This is a genomic window from Arthrobacter sp. 05T410 (genome assembly GCF_056396505.1).
The window spans coordinates 41,603-57,082 of sequence record NZ_JBFTLP010000005.1 but is presented as its reverse complement, the minus strand read 5'-3'; the positions used below and the strand labels follow the sequence as shown (position 1 = coordinate 57,082).

Sequence of the window (15,480 nt, the reverse complement as noted above, 5' to 3'; positions counted from 1 at the left end):
GAAGGAGCTAAAGGATGGGCAAGACCGCGAGGACCGGAGACGGCCTCACCAGACCTCCCGAGTTGCGGGGAATCATGTCGATGATCGGCGGCTCGGAAGGCGGAACTGTCCTGACGTCGGCTGCGCCCGATCAGGCCGCCCGCTGGCGGCGGGGCGAGCGGTTGGACCGGCTGTTTGAGGATAGTTGCGACCGCTTGCGGGAACAGGGGCGCGGCGACCAGGTTGCCGTCGATGCGGGGGACGTTGTCCTGACGTACACGGAGCTGGACGAACGGGCGAACCAGCTGGCGCGGCATCTCTTGGTGTGCGGTGCCCGGCCGGGTGACCGCATCGCCCTGCTGTTTGACCAGCCATGGCGGGCCTACGTGGCGATGCTGGCCGTTCTGAAGATCCACGCGGCCTATGTTCCCCTGGACCCGGGTTTCCCCCCTGACCGTCTTCAGTACATTGTCGAGGACGCCAACGTGGCCATGGTCCTGTCTCTGTCCCATCTGAGGGATCTGCTGCCTGAGGTGGCCGCTGTCACGGTGTGCGTCGATGATGTGCAGGCCCAGATCGACGCCAAGGATTCCTCCCGTTTGGGAAGCGCGGACCATGGCGGAACCAAGGATGAGCTGGCCTACATTATCTACACCTCCGGCTCGACCGGCCGGCCCAAGGGCGTGGCAGTGGAGCAGGCCAGCATCTGCAATTTTGTCCGGGTGGCCTCTGACATCTACGGGATTGAGTCCACGGACCGCGTGTACCAAGGTATGACGATCGCCTTCGATTTCTCGGTGGAGGAAATCTGGGTTGCCTGGATGGTCGGAGCCACGCTGGTGCCCAAGCCGGGCCGGTCCAGCATGCTGGGTGCCGAACTCGCGGAGTACCTGCAGGAAAAACGGATCACCGCCCTTTGCTGCGTTCCAACGCTGCTGGCGACGCTTGACGAGGACCTGCCCGATTTGCGGTTCCTGCTGGTCTCCGGAGAGGCGTGCCCGAAGGATCTCGTGATGCGCTGGCACCGCCCCGGCCGGCGCTTCCTGAACGTCTACGGCCCCACCGAAGCGACCGTGACTGCCACCTGGTCGGTCCTGGACCCGGACCTGCCCGTGTCCCTCGGAGTGCCCTTGCCCACCTACACCGCGGTCATTGTGGATCCCGCCGAGCTTCGGGCCCTGCCGCGCGGTGAAATGGGAGAAATCGGCCTCGCAGGGGTGGGGCTGGCGCGCGGGTACGTGAACCGTCAGGACCTGACGGAGCGGGCCTTTGTCCCGGATTTCCTCGGAATCGAGAACAACCCGTCCGGCCGGATTTATCGCACAGGGGACCTCGGACGGGTGAACGACGACGGGCAGCTCGAATATTTCGGCCGGATCGATACCCAAGTCAAAATACGTGGCTACCGCATCGAACTGAGCGAAATAGAATCCGTCCTCCTGCAGCTCCCCGGCATTGCACAGGCAGTCGTACAGACGTATGAGCCGGAACAAGGAACCGTGGAGCTGGCCGCCTACTACACCCTGCGCCAGGACGTGGAGGGCGTGGATGCTCATGACCTCCACCGGATGCTGCGCACCAGGCTCCCCGGATACATGGTTCCTGCCTATTTTGAACAGCTGGACTCCATTCCCATGATGGCCAGTGACAAAGTGGACAGGAAGCGGCTACCCCGTCCCGAGCACAGGATCAGCCGGGCGGCCGCGGGGTCCTTTACCGCCCCCACAACTGCCGCCGAAGAGGCCCTGGCCGCGCAGCTTGGCACCGTCCTGAGCCTTGAGAAGGTTTCCACCGATGCCCACTTCTTCAACGACCTTGGCGCCGACTCGCTGTTGATGGCCCGCTATTGCGCCCGCATCAGGAAAGAAACCGCCCTGCCCGCAGCCGCGATGCAGGATATCTATGAGAACCCGACGGTCCGGCAGCTCGCCGCCTGCCTCGAAGCCCGGCACAGTGAATCCGTCCTCAGCGCGGCCGTAGCAGAGACCGACGCTGTACCCCCGGTTCCGATGCCACCACCCAGCACCTTCCAGTTCGTCATGTGCGGGGCAATTCAGTTGCTGATTTTCCTGGGTTACACTTCGTACGCTGCTTCCCTGCTGATTATCGGCTTCCAGTGGACATCCGGGGGCAGCAATCCATTTGACATGTGGCTGCGGTCCATTGGTTTCGGCGCCGCCATGTTCCTGATCCTTTCCGCGACCCCGATCCTCGCCAAGTGGATTCTGGTTGGGCGGTGGAAGCCGGGCAACATCCGAATATGGAGTCTGGCTTATCTCCGTTTTTGGGCAGTCAAGACACTTACCAGGGCAAATCCACTGGTCTTGTTCGCCGGCTCTCCGCTGTATGTGGTGTACCTGCGGCTCCTGGGCGCAAAGATCGGCAAGGGGGTGGTGATCTTCTCCCGGAAGGTGCCCGCGTGCCCGGACCTGCTCAGCGTCGGTGACAACACAGTCATCCACAAGAACTCCTCGTTCCAATGCTATCGGGCACGCTCGGGCATGATTGAAACCGGTCCCGTGATGCTGGGCAGAAATGTCCTTGTGTCGGAGAAAACCACGTTGGACATCGCTACGTCGATGGGAGACGACACTCAGCTGGGACATGCTTCATCGTTGCAGACCGGGCAGGTTGTACCTGGTGGACAAATCTGGCACGGTTCGCCTGCTGCGCGTACCAACACCAATTACCTGCGTGTCCCGCCCACTAATTGCGGCACGCGACGCAGGGTCATTTTCAGCCTTCTCCAGTTGTTCAACCGTTTGGTCCTGGTGGTTCCGGCGGGCCTTCTCGGGCTTGCCGTGCTCCTGCCCCCCTACCTGAGCACGGGACACCTGCAGCCGGGCTCCCCAAACTTTTTCATAGACGTACTCGCCGTAACACTGGTTCTGTTCGTTGTCGGGCTGATCACCGGCCTGATCATCATCTTCAGCGTCCCGCGTTTGCTCAACCGCTTCATCAAGCCGGAAAAGGTCTATCCGCTGTACGGCGTGCACTTCACCATCCAGCGCATGATCGCCCGCGTGTCCAACGTCAAACTGTACAAAGATGTCTTCGGCGACAGTTCGTACATAGTGCACTATCTGAAGGCCTTGGGTTATAACCTCGGCAGGGTGGAGCAAACCGGGTCAAACTTCGGCCCCACACTGGCCCACGAGTCGCCGTTCCTGAGCTCAGTGGGAACAGGAACTATGGTCGCGGACGGCCTCAACATGATGAACGCCGACTTCTCAAGCACGTCGTTCCGTCTCTCGCGGGTCCACCTGGCTGGCCACAACTTTCTCGGTAATGCCATCAGTGTTCCGATCGGATCCAGGGTCGGGGAGAACTGTCTCTTGGCCACGAAGGTGATGATTCCGATCGACGGTCCGATCCGTGCGGATGTGGGCCTGCTGGGGTCACCGCCGTTCGAGATTCCCCGGTCTGTTCAGCGTGACGCCCAATTTGATGAACAGACGATTGCAGAGGCGCGGAACAGCGCTCTCCCGGCAAAGAACCGGCACAACATCCTGAGCATGGTGCTGTTCCTGGCCGTGCGCTGGTTCCTGTTGTTTGTTGCCACGTTTAGCGCCGCCGTTGCCGTGTCGGCATTCAGCTTCCTCGGTGTGCTGGCGATCGCAGCCATGATGCTCACCTTGCTGCTGTTCCGCGTACTGATTGCCGTGCTTGTTGAGCGCTCGGTCATGGGCTTCCGCCACCTGAAGCCGCAATACTGCTCCATCTACGACCCCTACTTCTGGCGGCACGAACGTCTATGGAAGCTGCTGGCCATGCCGGGCTTCAACGGAACCCCGTTCAAGCCCGTGATCTGGCGAATGCTCGGCGTCAAGGTCGGCAAGCGGCTCTACGATGCCGGCGCCAACATACCGGAGAAAACTCTTGTGGCTATCGGTGATGACTGTGCGTTCAATGAAGGAGCCACCATTCAGGGCCACTCCATGGAAGACGGGGCCTTCAAGTCCGACTACATCGTTCTCGGCAACCGCTGCTCCCTGGGCGTGGATTCGTGGGTCAACTACGGGGTGACGATGCAGGATGGTTCGTCACTCGGTGCCGACGCCCTCTTGATGAAGGGCGAAGACGTCCCGGAAGATGCAACCTATACCGGCAACCCGGCGCGCGAGGTTACGGTCCCCGCGGCACCGTCAACCCTCGCGGCCGTGGTTTCTGGGAGCCCTCGCTACGGCGTTCCGCGCCACGGTGGCCCCCGCCACCGGGAAGCCGTCGCAGTACCCGCTGGACTCGTCAGACTCTCGAAGGGAACCTACGCAACTCACGGAACGCACAGGGCGCCCAAGGCAGCGCGGACCCTCGTCAAGCCTAACGTCGAGGCCGAGGACAAGGCAGGGACGCCGGGTTCTGGTTCCTAGTGCGAACTGGTTGGCAGGGGAGCGTCTTCGGGGAAGTCGTCGGGGAAGTCCTCGGTCACGGCCGGCCCGGAATGGCGTCCGCGGCGCAGCGACTTCTGCAGTGTCCTGCGCTCGCGCCGGCCTTCCACGAGCCGGTACAGCACCGGGACCAGGATGAGTGTGAGGGCGGTGGAGGAGATCAGGCCGCCGATCACCACGATCGCCAGGGGCTGGGAGATGAATCCGCCGCCGCCGGTCAGTCCCAGCGCCATCGGTGTCAGGGCGAACACCGTGGCGAGCGCCGTCATGAGGATGGGGCGGAGGCGCTGGCGGGCGCCGTGCATGATCGCGTCCGCCACGTTCATCCCGGGTTCGCCGGTGCGCGGCTGGCGGTACTGGTTGATGAGGTCGATCAGCACAATCGCGTTGGTCACCACGATGCCCACGAGCATCAACATGCCGATCAGCGACGGCAGGCCCAACGGCACACCGGTCACCACGAGCAGGGCGATTGCGCCTGTCGCGGCGAACGGGACGGAGACCAGCAGGATCAGCGGCTGCACGAGCGATTTGAACGCAGCCACCATGATCACGTAGACGATCGCGATGGCAGCGAGCAGGGCGAGCCCGAGCTGGCGGAACGAATCGGCCTGCTGCGTCGTGGCACCGCCGATCGTGGCGGTCACCCCGGGCGGCAGCTGGACTGACTTGAGCCGGTTCTGCACCTCGGTGCTGACCGCGCCGAGGTTGGAGCCCGACGGCGTCACCGAGACCCGCGCGGTGCGCTGGCCGTTGCTGGCGGTGATGGAGACGGGGACGTCCACCTGCTCTACCGAGGCGATGCTGCCCAGCGCAACGGCGCCGGCCGCCGTCGGGAGCGGCATGTCCCGGACGGCCTCGATGCTCGTGAAGCGGGTGCCCTCGCCAATCCGGACCGGGAAGTCGTTGGTGTCGATGCGGATCGTCCCGGCCGGAATCGGGCTGATCGTGGCGGCCAGGACCCCGGCCACGCGCTCCTCGTTCAGGCCGGCCGCGACGGCCTTGGCGCGGTCCACCTTGACCTGGACCACCGGCTGGCTGGCGGCCAGGTTGGTGGCCACTTCGCTGCTGCCCGGGACACCGTCCATGGCCTTGACCATCGCGTCACTGGCCGTCTGGAGATCGGCGGTGGTGGCGGCCTTGAGGGTGATGTCCACGGTTGACGAAGTGCCGAAGCCGCCCTGCTGGGAACCGACCGTGATCTTTCCGGCGTCGCCGAGCTTGGAGAGTTCGCTGCGGACGGTCTCCTGGAGCTTGCCCTGGTTGGCCTTCTCGTCCGTCACCACGGTGAACGTCGAATTGGACGCGCCGGAGGAGAGCAGGGCCGAGAAGCCGGTCTGGGCGTTGCCGGTGGTGGCCTGGACGTCCTTGATTCCGTCGATGCCCCGCAGGGTGTCCTCGACGCGGATCGCCGAAGCGCTGGCCTCGTCAAGGCTGGTCCCTGCCGGCAGGGCCTGCTTGACGGTCATGCTGTTCTCGCCGGAGCGGCCCAGGAGGTCGGTGGCGAGCAGCGGGGACATCGCCACGGTGCCGGCAAGCACCAGGGCCGCGGCGACCAGGGTGAGGACCGGGTGCCGCTGCGTGCCGGACAGGACAGGCAGGTAGCCGCGCTGCAGGAGCGTGCTCTGCTCGGCCTCGTGCGCCTTGGCGGCAATGCCAGCGGCAGAAGCCGGAGAGCCGGTGACGGCGGGCCTGCGCAGGAACCAGTAGGCCAGCACCGGCACGATGGTCAGCGAGACCAGCAGCGAGGAGAGCAGGGCGATGGTCACTGTCAGGGCGAACGGACGGAACAGCGCACCGGCCAGGTCGCCGACGAAGGCGATGGGCAGGAAGACGGCCACGGTGGTCAGGGTGGACGCCGTGATGGCGCCGGCAACTTCGCGGATGGCGGTCCCGATCGCGGTGATCTTGTCCTCGCCGTAGCTCAGGTGCCGTTTGATGTTTTCGATGACCACGATCGAGTCGTCCACGACGCGGCCGATCGCGATGGTGAGCGCGCCAAGGGTGAGGATGTTGAGCGAGTAGCCGGTGCCAGCGAGACCGATGAACGTGATCAGCAGGGACAGCGGGATGGACACGGCCGTTACCAGGGTGGCGCGCACTGACATCAGGAACACCAGAATCACCAGGACGGCGAAGCCCAGTCCCAGCAGGCCCTCGGTGGTGAGGTCCTTGATGGACTTCTCGATGAACGGCGCCTGGTCGAAGACCGGGGTGAATTTGGCGTTGGAGCCAAGCTCGGCCTCAAGCTGCGGGATGGCGTCCTTGACCGCGTGGGAGATCGCGACGGTGTCGCCCTCGGGCTTCTTGGTCACGGACAGGGCGAGGGTTTCCTTGCCGTTGGTCCGCGTGATTGACGTGCGGGCGTCCTCGACCAGGCTGACATCCGCCACGCTGCCGATCGTCGCCGCATCACGGGCCGCGCCCAGCGGGAGGGCCTTGATGGCGTCGAGGGAGTCGACCGGGCTGCCGATCTGCAGCGAGAGGGTTTTGCCCTGTTCCTCGATGGTGCCGGCCGGGACCAATGCACCGTTGTTCTTCAGCGCGTCACTGATGGCCTGGAGGCTCGTGCCCGATGCCGCCAGGTCCCGGGGCCGCGGCAGGATCTGGATGTGCTGCGTGGCGCCGCCGGTCACGTCGGCGCCGCGCACGCCGTCGAGCTTCTGCAGCACAGGGACGCTGAGCCGGGCGAGATCGGCGTTGAGTTCACTGAGCGGTTTGTCGGAGGACACGGCCAGGAAGACGATCGGGAAGTCGCTGATGCTCCCGGCGATCGCCTGCGGCTGGACGTCCTTCGGCAGGGCCTGCTTGGCGTTGGAGATGGCGCGGTCGATCTGGTTCCGGGCCCGGTCCAGGTTGGAGCCGTAGGTGAACGCCAGGGAAATCTGCGAGACGCCGTTCCGGGACGTTGACGACGTCGATTCCAGCCCCTCGACGCTGTTCAGCGCCTTTTCCAACGGGGCACTGATCTGCTTGTCCACGACTTCCGGCGACGCACCGGGCATCGAGGAGATCACGGTGATCTGCGGGAACTCGATGGAGGGGATGAGCTCCTGTTTCAGCGAGGACATCGTGATCACGCCGAAAACGCAAGCGAACACCGTGATCAGCGCGATCAGGGCCCGGTTGGCGAGAGACAGCTTTGCGAGCCGGAACATCTCATGGTCTCCTGGTGGGTCGGGGGCGTCCTGCACAACGGGCCATCAAAAAACGGGGACGTCACGGGTTGCAGCGGTCCCAAACCAGCAGTGTAAACCAGCCGCGGCCGGGCGCCGGCTTAGTTGCTGGCGGTGACCTGTTCGAGTTGCAGCGCCTTGGCCGTCTCGGCCTCCAGCGTGGCGGCGAGCTCAGGGTTGTCGTTGAGCTTGACGCCGTAGCCGGGCATCATGTCCTTGAGCTTGGACTGCCAGCCCTTGAAGTTCTTCGGGAAGGACTTCTGGAGCAGCTCGATCATGATCGGTACGGCGGTGGACGCGCCCGGGGATGCGCCAAGCAGGGCGCCGATGGTGCCGTCGCGTCCGGCGATGACCTCGGTGCCGAACTGCAGCACGCCGCCCTTCTTCGGGTCCTTCTTGATGATCTGGACCCGCTGGCCGGCGGTGATGAGCTCCCAGTCGCCGTCCTTGGCCTCGGGGTAGTACTCCCGCAGGGCCTCGACCTTGTCGCCGTGACGCTTGGCGACTTCCTTGATCAGGTAGGCGGTGAGGTCCATGTTGTCCTTGGCCACGGCCAGCATCGGGATGATGTTGGAGGGGCGGATGGACAGCGGCAGGTCCAGGTAAGAGCCGCTCTTGAGGAAGTTCGTGGAGAAGCCGGCGTACGGGCCGAACAGCAGGGAGCGCTTGCCTTTGACATAGCGGGTGTCCAGGTGCGGCACGGACATGGGCGGGGCGCCGACAGACGCCTGGCCGTAGACCTTCGCGCTGTGCCGGGCAGCGATGCTCTCGTCGGTGCAGCGGAAGAACTGGCCGGAGACCGGGAAACCGCCAAACCCCTTGCCTTCCGGGATGCCGGAGGCCTGCAGCAGGTGCAGGGCCCCGCCGCCGGCTCCGACAAACACGAACTTCGCGTGGATGGAGCCGTGCTCGCCGCTCCTGGCGTGCTTCAGCGACAGGTCCCAGCCGCCGCCGGACGCGCGCTTGATGTCGCTGACGTTGTGGCCGTAGTTGATCTCCACACCGTTGTTGCCCAGGTAGGTGGTCAGCTCGCGGGTCAGGGCGCCGAAGTCGACGTCGGTGCCCTCGGCGGCGCGGGTTGCCGCGACGCGCTGCTTGGGGTCGCGGCCCTTGACGATCAGCGGGGCCCACTTGGCGATCTGCGCGTGGTCCTCGGAATACTCCATCGAACGGAACAGCGGGTTCGGCTTGAGTGCCTCGTAGCGGGTGCGGAGGAACTTGGTGTGGTCCTCGCCGATCACGAAGCTCATGTGCGGAACGGTGTTGATGAAGCCCTTGGGGGAGCCGATCAGCGAGTTCGAGACGAGGTGGGACCAGAACTGGCGGGACAGCTGGAACTGCTCGTTGATGTTCAGGGCCTTGCCGGGGTCCACCGAGCCGTCTTTGGCTGCGGGGGAGTAATTAAGCTCACACAGGGCAGCGTGTCCGGTGCCGGCGTTGTTCCACGGGTCGGAGCTTTCCAGTCCGGGCTCGTCCAGACGCTCAAAGAGCGAGATGGTCCAGTTCGGCTCAAGCTGCTTGATGAAGGCGCCGAGCGTGGCGCTCATGATGCCGCCGCCAATCAGGACGACGTCGGCGTGTTGGGTCTTGGAAATGAAAGTCACAATCAGTCTCCGATAGCAGCGGCTCTGGCTGTCACAGAATATCCCGCACCGCCCTCTAACTGAAATTGGCCCCGGGCGTCAAGGCCTTAGCTCGACCTTTGTGAAAACTTCGTTCAGCACCGGCGACGCCGGGTACTTCAGCACCCGGTCCGAGAGCGCCAGGGCCGAGATCGGGAAGGCAATGGGAACCGCGGGCACCGTGGCCGCGATCTGCCCGTTGATGGTCTGGTACTCCTCGGTGCGGTCCTTGCCGTCCGGCAGGCCCCGGGCCCGGGCGATCTTGGAGAAGACCTGGGGATCCTGGTAACCGAATTCGCCGGTGTTCTCGCCGAAGAGCGGGCCCACGAAATTGTCGGGGTCCGAATACGAGCCGTTCCAGCCCAGCAGGTGGAGGGCGTGGTCGCCCGGGGACGTGACCTTCTGCAGGTAGCCGTCAGCCCAGTCCACCGGTACGGGCTTGACGTTGAGCCCGACGGCGGTCAGTTGCCGGCTGATCTCGGCGTACACCTTTTCCGGCGTCGGCAGGTAGGGCCGGGTGACGTTGAGCGGATAGTAGAACTTCAGCTCCTCGCCCTTGTAGCCGGCCTCGGCCAGGAGTTCCTTGGCCTTGCCAGGGTTGTAGCCGAGCGCCGCGGCATTGTTGTTGAAGCCGCTGAGCTTGGGCGGAACAAACTGGGATGCCTGGGCCGTGTTGTCGATGAAGAACCGGCGGATCAGAGTGTCCTTGTCAAGCGCCATTTCGATCGCCTGGCGGACCTTGAGGTTCTGCAGGATGGGGACCTGCTGGTTCATGCCCAGGTACATCACGGAGAACGGGTCCCGCTGGATGATCTGCTTTCCGCTCTTGACCAGTTGGTCAAAGTTTCCCACGGTGACGGCGTCGTAGGCGTCGATCTTGCCGTCCAGGAGCGCCTGCATCCGGGTCTGCGGGTGATCGTAGGTCACGAACTTGATGGTGCCGATCTGCCCTTTGTCACCCCAGTAGTCCTTGTTGCTGGCCAGGGAGACGCTGCCCGAGTCCCAGGAGCCGAAAACGTACGGCCCTGTGCCTACCGGGTGGAGGCCGTAGGCGGATACCGGCTGCCCGCCCCGGCGCTGGTTCAGGACGTCAGCGTTCTCCGCGGCGAGGGCCTTGGGCGAAGAGATCGCGAAGGCCGGCAGGGTGAGGGCCTGGAGAAAACCCGTGAAGGGCTGGGTGAGGCCGATCCGCACATTGTCCGGCGCGACGGCGGTGCAGTTCTTGTATATGGACAGCGACGCCTGGTCCGCATGGGCCTTGAAGACGCCCTTGAAGGTGGTACCGGTGGCCTGTTCGCGGAGGGCCGGTGAGAAGTTGAACCAGCGGTTGAAGTTGGTGCAGACCGCGGCGGCATCGAACGGTGTCCCGTCCTGGAATTTAACGTTCCCGCGCAGCTTGAACTCGTAGGTCCGGCCTTCATCGCTCTGGGACCATTCGGTGGCCAGCAGCGGCGTGGGCTGGCCGGTGGTCTGGTCTACGCCCACGAGGCCTTCCAGTACCTGCCGGGTGACGCGGTATGACTCGACGTCGGAGACCAGGGCAGGATCGAGCCCGAGCGGCTCCGAGCCGGTGCCGAACGTGAAAAGCGCGGTAGGTGCCGCGCTGGCGGTGGAAGAGGCGGTGGGCGAGTTGGGTGCCGGGCCGAGGCTGCCCGTGCAGGACGCGAGCGGCAGGACAAGGAGGGCGGCCCCGATGCTGGCGGCAATCCGCCGCACTGTCCTGCTGGGCACTGTACTGCTGGGCACTCGAGAATCACCTCTGGGAACTGGATGGTCCGCCGGCTGCGGACCAGCCCCAGTCTAGTTGACGGCCGGGTCCGCCAGCTCTTGTGGCACACCGCCGCAAGGCGCACGGCAGCGCAAAAAGCGGAGGCCCGCACCTGGTGGTGCGGGCCTCCGCTTCTCCTAGTGGTCCAGGGAGTCAGGCTGGAGCCGGGCAGGAGTGCAAATGGGCTGACTACTTGGGCATCAGGACTGAGTCGACCATGTAGACAGTGGCGTTGGCGGTCTGGACGCCGCCGCAGACAACGTTGGCGCCGTCAACCTTGAGGGCATCCTTGGTGCCGGTGACCGTCACCGAACCGCCTTCAACCGTCTTGTGGGTGCCGACGATCTGGTCCGGGGTGATCTTGCCGGGGACAACGTGGTAGGTCAGGATCTTGCTCAGCGTGGCGTCGTCCGTCTTCAGGGCCTCGATCGTGGCCGGATCGATCTTCTTGAAGGCGTCATCCGTCGGGGCGAAGACGGTGAATTCGCTGCCGTTGAGCGTGTCCACCAGGTTGACCTTGGGGTTGAGCTTGCCGGACACGGCGGCGGTCAGGGTGGTGAGGATCGGGTTGTTGGACGCCGCGGTGGCTACCGGGTCAAGCGCCATGCCGGAGACGGAGCCGGCACCGCTGGGAACCTGGGCGGCGTAGGCGGCGCAGCCGGAGCCGACGAGGTTGGCGGCCGGATCCATGGCCGCGGCGGAGGCGCTCGTGGAGGGGGAGGCCATGCTGGATTCCGCCGGTGCGGAGGACGGGGCCGAGGAGGCGGGGGCCGACGAGGCGCTGGTTCCGCCACAGGCAGTGAGGCTGAGCATGGCGGCAGCTGCGATACCTGCAACGGCGAACGTGGTGCGCTTGATGTTCTGCATTTCGGTTTCTCCTTTGTTGTGCCGATGTTTGCCGGCGGCGAATTTTTGCCGCTGCGGCCCTTTCCCGACTGTTGGGCACCGACCCTTGGTTGGTGTCTCAATGGGTATTCGGCTGCTCGGAGGAAACGGATGGGTGCGGATGTGAAATTCTTTTTCGCGGCGTCAAAACTCCTGAAAAATCCCGGAACCGCGCCGGAAACCACAAGAACCCCGGTCCGAAGACCGGGGTTCTCTCTGTGCGCAAGGGGGGACTTGAACCCCCACGCCCGAAGGCACAGGAACCTAAATCCTGCGTGTCTGCCAATTTCACCACTCGCGCGCGGCGCCGCCGTCGTCCCGGGAAAGAACCCCGGCGGCGGACGCCAGGCTCCATTGTACCTATTGCCGGTTTGCTGGTTGCAACGGCTGCCGCGGGCGGACGGACCGGAGACCGGGGACTAGGCGTCGAGTTTCAGGTCCCGGCGAAGTTTGGCGACATGCCCGGTGGCCCGGACGTTGTACTGTGCGACGGCAACCCGGCCGTCGGCGTCGACGACGATGGTCGAGCGGATCAGGCCCTGGTAGGTCTTGCCGTAGTTTTTCTTTTCGCCCCAGGCCGCGTAGGCCTCGGCGACGGAGTGGTCCTCGTCGGAGAGCAGCGGGAAGTTCAGCCCCTCGGCGGCCGCGAACGCGGCAAGCTTCCCGACGGGGTCGGGGGAGATGCCCACGACGTCATAACCTGCGGCCTGAAGCGCGCCGAGGGAATCCCGGAAATCGCAGGCCTCCTTGGTGCATCCCGGCGTGGCGGCTGCCGGGTAGAAGTAGAGCACGGTCTTCCGGCCCCGGAAATCCCGCAGGCTGACGTCCAGTCCTTCGGCGTTCTTGAGGGTGAAGTCCGGTGCTGTGGCACCGGCGGTGAGTCGCTCGGACACGGGTGTCTCCTTGGTGAGGTTGGTCATGAAGCGGGGTGATAATCCAGCGTAGTGACGCGATCGGCGCCGGACGAATCCGCTGCTCGCTATACTCTTGGGTATGCCTGATATGGATCGCTGGCCCACGGGCCGCCTATTGTCCACGGCAGCACGTCTTGTAGAACACTCCTGGAACGAAAAATTGGGGGCCATTGGCCTGACCCATGCCGGGGTGATCGCCATGGAGGTGCTCTCGGCGAATGGGCCGATGACGCAAGCCCAATTGGCCCAGCTCGTCCGGGTCCAGGCCCAGACGATGGGCAAGACACTGAGCCGGCTGGAAGCGCACGGCCACATTTCGCGGCACCGCAGCACCTCCGACCGGCGCAGCCATGTGGTGTCGCTGACTGACCAGGGGCGCGAGGCGGTTGCCGCGGCCGCCGACATGGAACGTTCCGTGCTCGCCGCCACGCCCATTGACCCCGACGTGCTGCGGCAGGAGCTCCAGGCCGTGGTCAGGGTGCTGGCAACCAAGTCTTCCTCGCCGGAGGCCAATGCCATCGTCACGGCTGCCGAGCCGGGCGCCATTGCCGGGGCCACCCCGCTGAATTAGCCACGCTGCTGTGGGGGAACGGGAACGGGACGGCAGGGTTTCCCGCCGTCCCAATCAGTTCCGTTCTCGAGGCCTTCAGTGGTGACCGGTCACCAGGTGTTCCTGTGGTGGTTGTGGTGCTTATTGTCGTGCCGGTTTCCGTGATGGTCCCAGAACCCGTCCTTGTCATGCCGGCAGCCGTCCCGGCCCGTCCACGAGCCGCGGTGGTCGTTGTCGTCACGCCAATTGCCATGATCGTCGCGCCAACCCCATCCGTCGGCGTTGTCATGCCACCGGTTCTCCCCGTCCCACCAGCCATTGCGCGTGTCGTGCCGGTTGTTGTCCCGCATGTGGTGCCGGTTCACAAATGAGGACTGACTCCAGGAGCTGGCGGAGGCGGTCGAAGTGGTAGCGGCGGCGCTGGCAGGCACGGCGCTGGCGCCCAGGCCCAGTGCGGCGGTCACCGCGGTTGTTCCAATGATGCGAATAGCCTTGTTCATGAAACTTGGTCCTTACGGAGATCGATTTCCCTGGCCCGGGGGGCGGGCCGTGCAGGCATGCTGCCGGAGGCCCATGATTTCCGTGTCTGCTGACGCGATCCTCAGTGTGGGCACCGGGAGATCTGAATATCATCTTTGGTGGTCGCGTCGGGCCCTCTGGCCGGCGTTGTTGTCGGTCCGGGTCTGCAGGACCGGTCGCTCCAGAACTGTTGCCCGGAGCACCTTTCCAGTCAACGCCCCAGCATTGACTCTCAAAAGGGACTAAAGACCCTGTTTCTGCCGCAATCGGACGGTTCATTTCAGGAGCCAGGATGCTGGCGGTCGGAGCAGCCCCGGCACGTTGGCCGCTGCCTGGATTGACGCTGCCTACACCGTTACGGCCTGGTTCGCCAGGGTGGCTACGATGGCTGACATTTTGAGGCCGGTGAGCACCGCCGTGAGCAGGACGACGCTGATCGTGACCCACACCGGGGCGAGCCCCCGCCGCGGGGCGACCTCGTGGACGATCACGGAGCGGCCAATCACGTAGACCTCCCTGCTGAGGAACACCCACGCCCAGTGGAACGGGCGGACAACGCCGTCCTTGCGCAGCCGGTCCCAGTCCAGGTACGCCAGGAGGGCGGACACACCGTAGGCCACGAAACTGATTGCTATGAAGAGGAAGTAAGGCGCCGTGAAAATCGACGCCGGATCAATTGTCTGGATCTGCCGCGGGCCCACGGTGCGCAGCCGGAGCACAGGGTTCCAGAACATCAGCAGGATGAGCGGCACGAGCGGCAGGGCCACAATTGTCCAGATGTACGCGTTGTAGACCGGTGTCCGGTCGCTGATGCGCCTGCGCGGCGCCACCGGGTGGCGGGGCGGCGCCGCCTGGAACTGGGGTGCGTTGAACTGGCCGGTCCAGGCCGAACCGTTCCACCACTGAAGCCGGCCCGAGCCCGCCGGGTCCGGATACCAGCCAGGGCCAGGGGCGGAGGCGTTGGGCGGGACGGTCATGGCTGTTCATCCTTTGCGGGGCGTGGCGCGCGTTGGCTTCTTCTGTTCCGTGACAGAGCGTACAGGGGGATGGGCAACTCCATGATTCCCCCATTGGTCGCAGTGGTGCATTGGATGGAGTCTAACCGCGGCCCGTGCCGGCGGAAAGGCCGGCCGACGGCGCAGACCCGTCCGCTGGAACCCTTGGGCCAGCCTGCCGCCCGGACGCAAAAGGGCAGTCCGGAAGTATCGACGCGCCAGCCGATCGGGAGGACGATTAATAGGCAATCACCACGAAGGAGGTCAGTGATGTGCTATTCGTACAACAGGGATTCCTGGCGGGAAACCAGGAAGGATGCCGCAAAGGAATCTGAGGATCGCCCGGAGACGCGGGCGCAGGCGCCGGAATTCAAGTTCTGGGCCTTCCCCCGCCGCAGCAAGGAGTTCACGGTCGAAGAACCGGAGAAGGTGCGCGACCGTTCCCGCGAGAAGGTCTGATAAATCGATGTGCATGAGGCGGCCGCTGAACCACACAGTTCACTGTGACGGTTCGGCGGCCGTTTCATGGCCGGACGGGCCGGCGGAGGCCAATGGCCGCGGAGACGCCTATGAGCAGGCCGCTGAGCGCCAGCAGGAATCCGCCGGCGAGACTGCCTTGCCCGTCCGGTCCGGGACCGACCCTGCCGGCCGCCGCTGCGGAAGGATTCGCCGTTGCGGACTCCG

General features: G+C 64.9%; 10 protein-coding genes and 1 tRNA gene. 3 read left to right on the top strand and 8 right to left on the bottom strand.

The genetic code is table 11. The features are described 5' to 3' along the window. Nucleotides 1–14: 14 nt before the first annotated feature. Nucleotides 15–4,349, top strand: coding sequence for a Pls/PosA family non-ribosomal peptide synthetase (locus AC1DFR_RS09010; protein ID WP_476873157.1), 4,335 nt, complete (start codon nt 15–17; stop codon nt 4,347–4,349). Here the strand turns inward: AC1DFR_RS09010 and AC1DFR_RS09005 are convergent. From AC1DFR_RS09005 to bcp, 6 genes are all read right to left on the bottom strand, one after another. Then, a complete protein-coding gene (locus AC1DFR_RS09005; RefSeq protein WP_476873156.1) occupies nt 4,346–7,525 on the bottom strand; it encodes an efflux RND transporter permease subunit in 3,180 nt (1,059 codons plus the stop codon). The two genes, AC1DFR_RS09010 and AC1DFR_RS09005, sit on opposite strands and share 4 nt — an antisense overlap. Before the next feature lie 119 nt (nt 7,526–7,644). Beyond that, entirely contained in the window at nt 7,645–9,147 is a 1,503-nt protein-coding gene (locus AC1DFR_RS09000) for a malate:quinone oxidoreductase (RefSeq protein ID WP_476873155.1), read from the bottom strand. A gap of 78 nt (nt 9,148–9,225) precedes the next feature. Further along, a complete protein-coding gene (locus tag AC1DFR_RS08995; protein WP_476873244.1) occupies nt 9,226–10,881 on the bottom strand; it encodes an ABC transporter substrate-binding protein in 1,656 nt (551 codons plus the stop codon). 241 nt (nt 10,882–11,122) lie between these two features. Then, on the bottom strand, nt 11,123–11,800 hold the full coding sequence (locus tag AC1DFR_RS08990; RefSeq protein WP_476873154.1) for a fasciclin domain-containing protein: 678 nt from the start codon (nt 11,798–11,800) through the stop codon (nt 11,123–11,125). Between the two features lie 237 nt (nt 11,801–12,037). Next, nucleotides 12,038–12,119, bottom strand: a tRNA-Leu gene (locus AC1DFR_RS08985). 118 nt (nt 12,120–12,237) lie between these two features. Beyond that, complete coding sequence (gene bcp, locus AC1DFR_RS08980) at nt 12,238–12,711, bottom strand: thioredoxin-dependent thiol peroxidase (RefSeq protein ID WP_230010000.1); 474 nt, start codon at nt 12,709–12,711, stop codon at nt 12,238–12,240. 109 nt (nt 12,712–12,820) lie between these two features. Between bcp and AC1DFR_RS08975 the strand changes: the two genes are divergently transcribed. Continuing rightward, a complete protein-coding gene (locus AC1DFR_RS08975; protein WP_043433894.1) occupies nt 12,821–13,303 on the top strand; it encodes a MarR family winged helix-turn-helix transcriptional regulator in 483 nt (160 codons plus the stop codon). Nucleotides 13,304–13,392: 89 nt separating this feature from the next. Here AC1DFR_RS08975 and AC1DFR_RS08970 read toward each other — a convergent pair whose 3' ends face one another. Then, nucleotides 13,393–13,782, bottom strand: coding sequence for a hypothetical protein (locus tag AC1DFR_RS08970; RefSeq protein WP_476858791.1), 390 nt, complete (start codon nt 13,780–13,782; stop codon nt 13,393–13,395). 366 nt (nt 13,783–14,148) lie between these two features. Continuing rightward, nucleotides 14,149–14,778 (bottom strand): DUF2510 domain-containing protein, encoded by a 630-nt coding sequence (locus tag AC1DFR_RS08965; protein WP_476873153.1) that lies wholly within the window; start codon nt 14,776–14,778, stop codon nt 14,149–14,151. A 288-nt stretch (nt 14,779–15,066) separates the two neighbouring features. Between AC1DFR_RS08965 and AC1DFR_RS08960 the strand changes: the two genes are divergently transcribed. Next, entirely contained in the window at nt 15,067–15,255 is a 189-nt protein-coding gene (locus AC1DFR_RS08960; protein ID WP_476873152.1) for a hypothetical protein, read from the top strand. Nucleotides 15,256–15,480 lie beyond the last annotated feature (225 nt).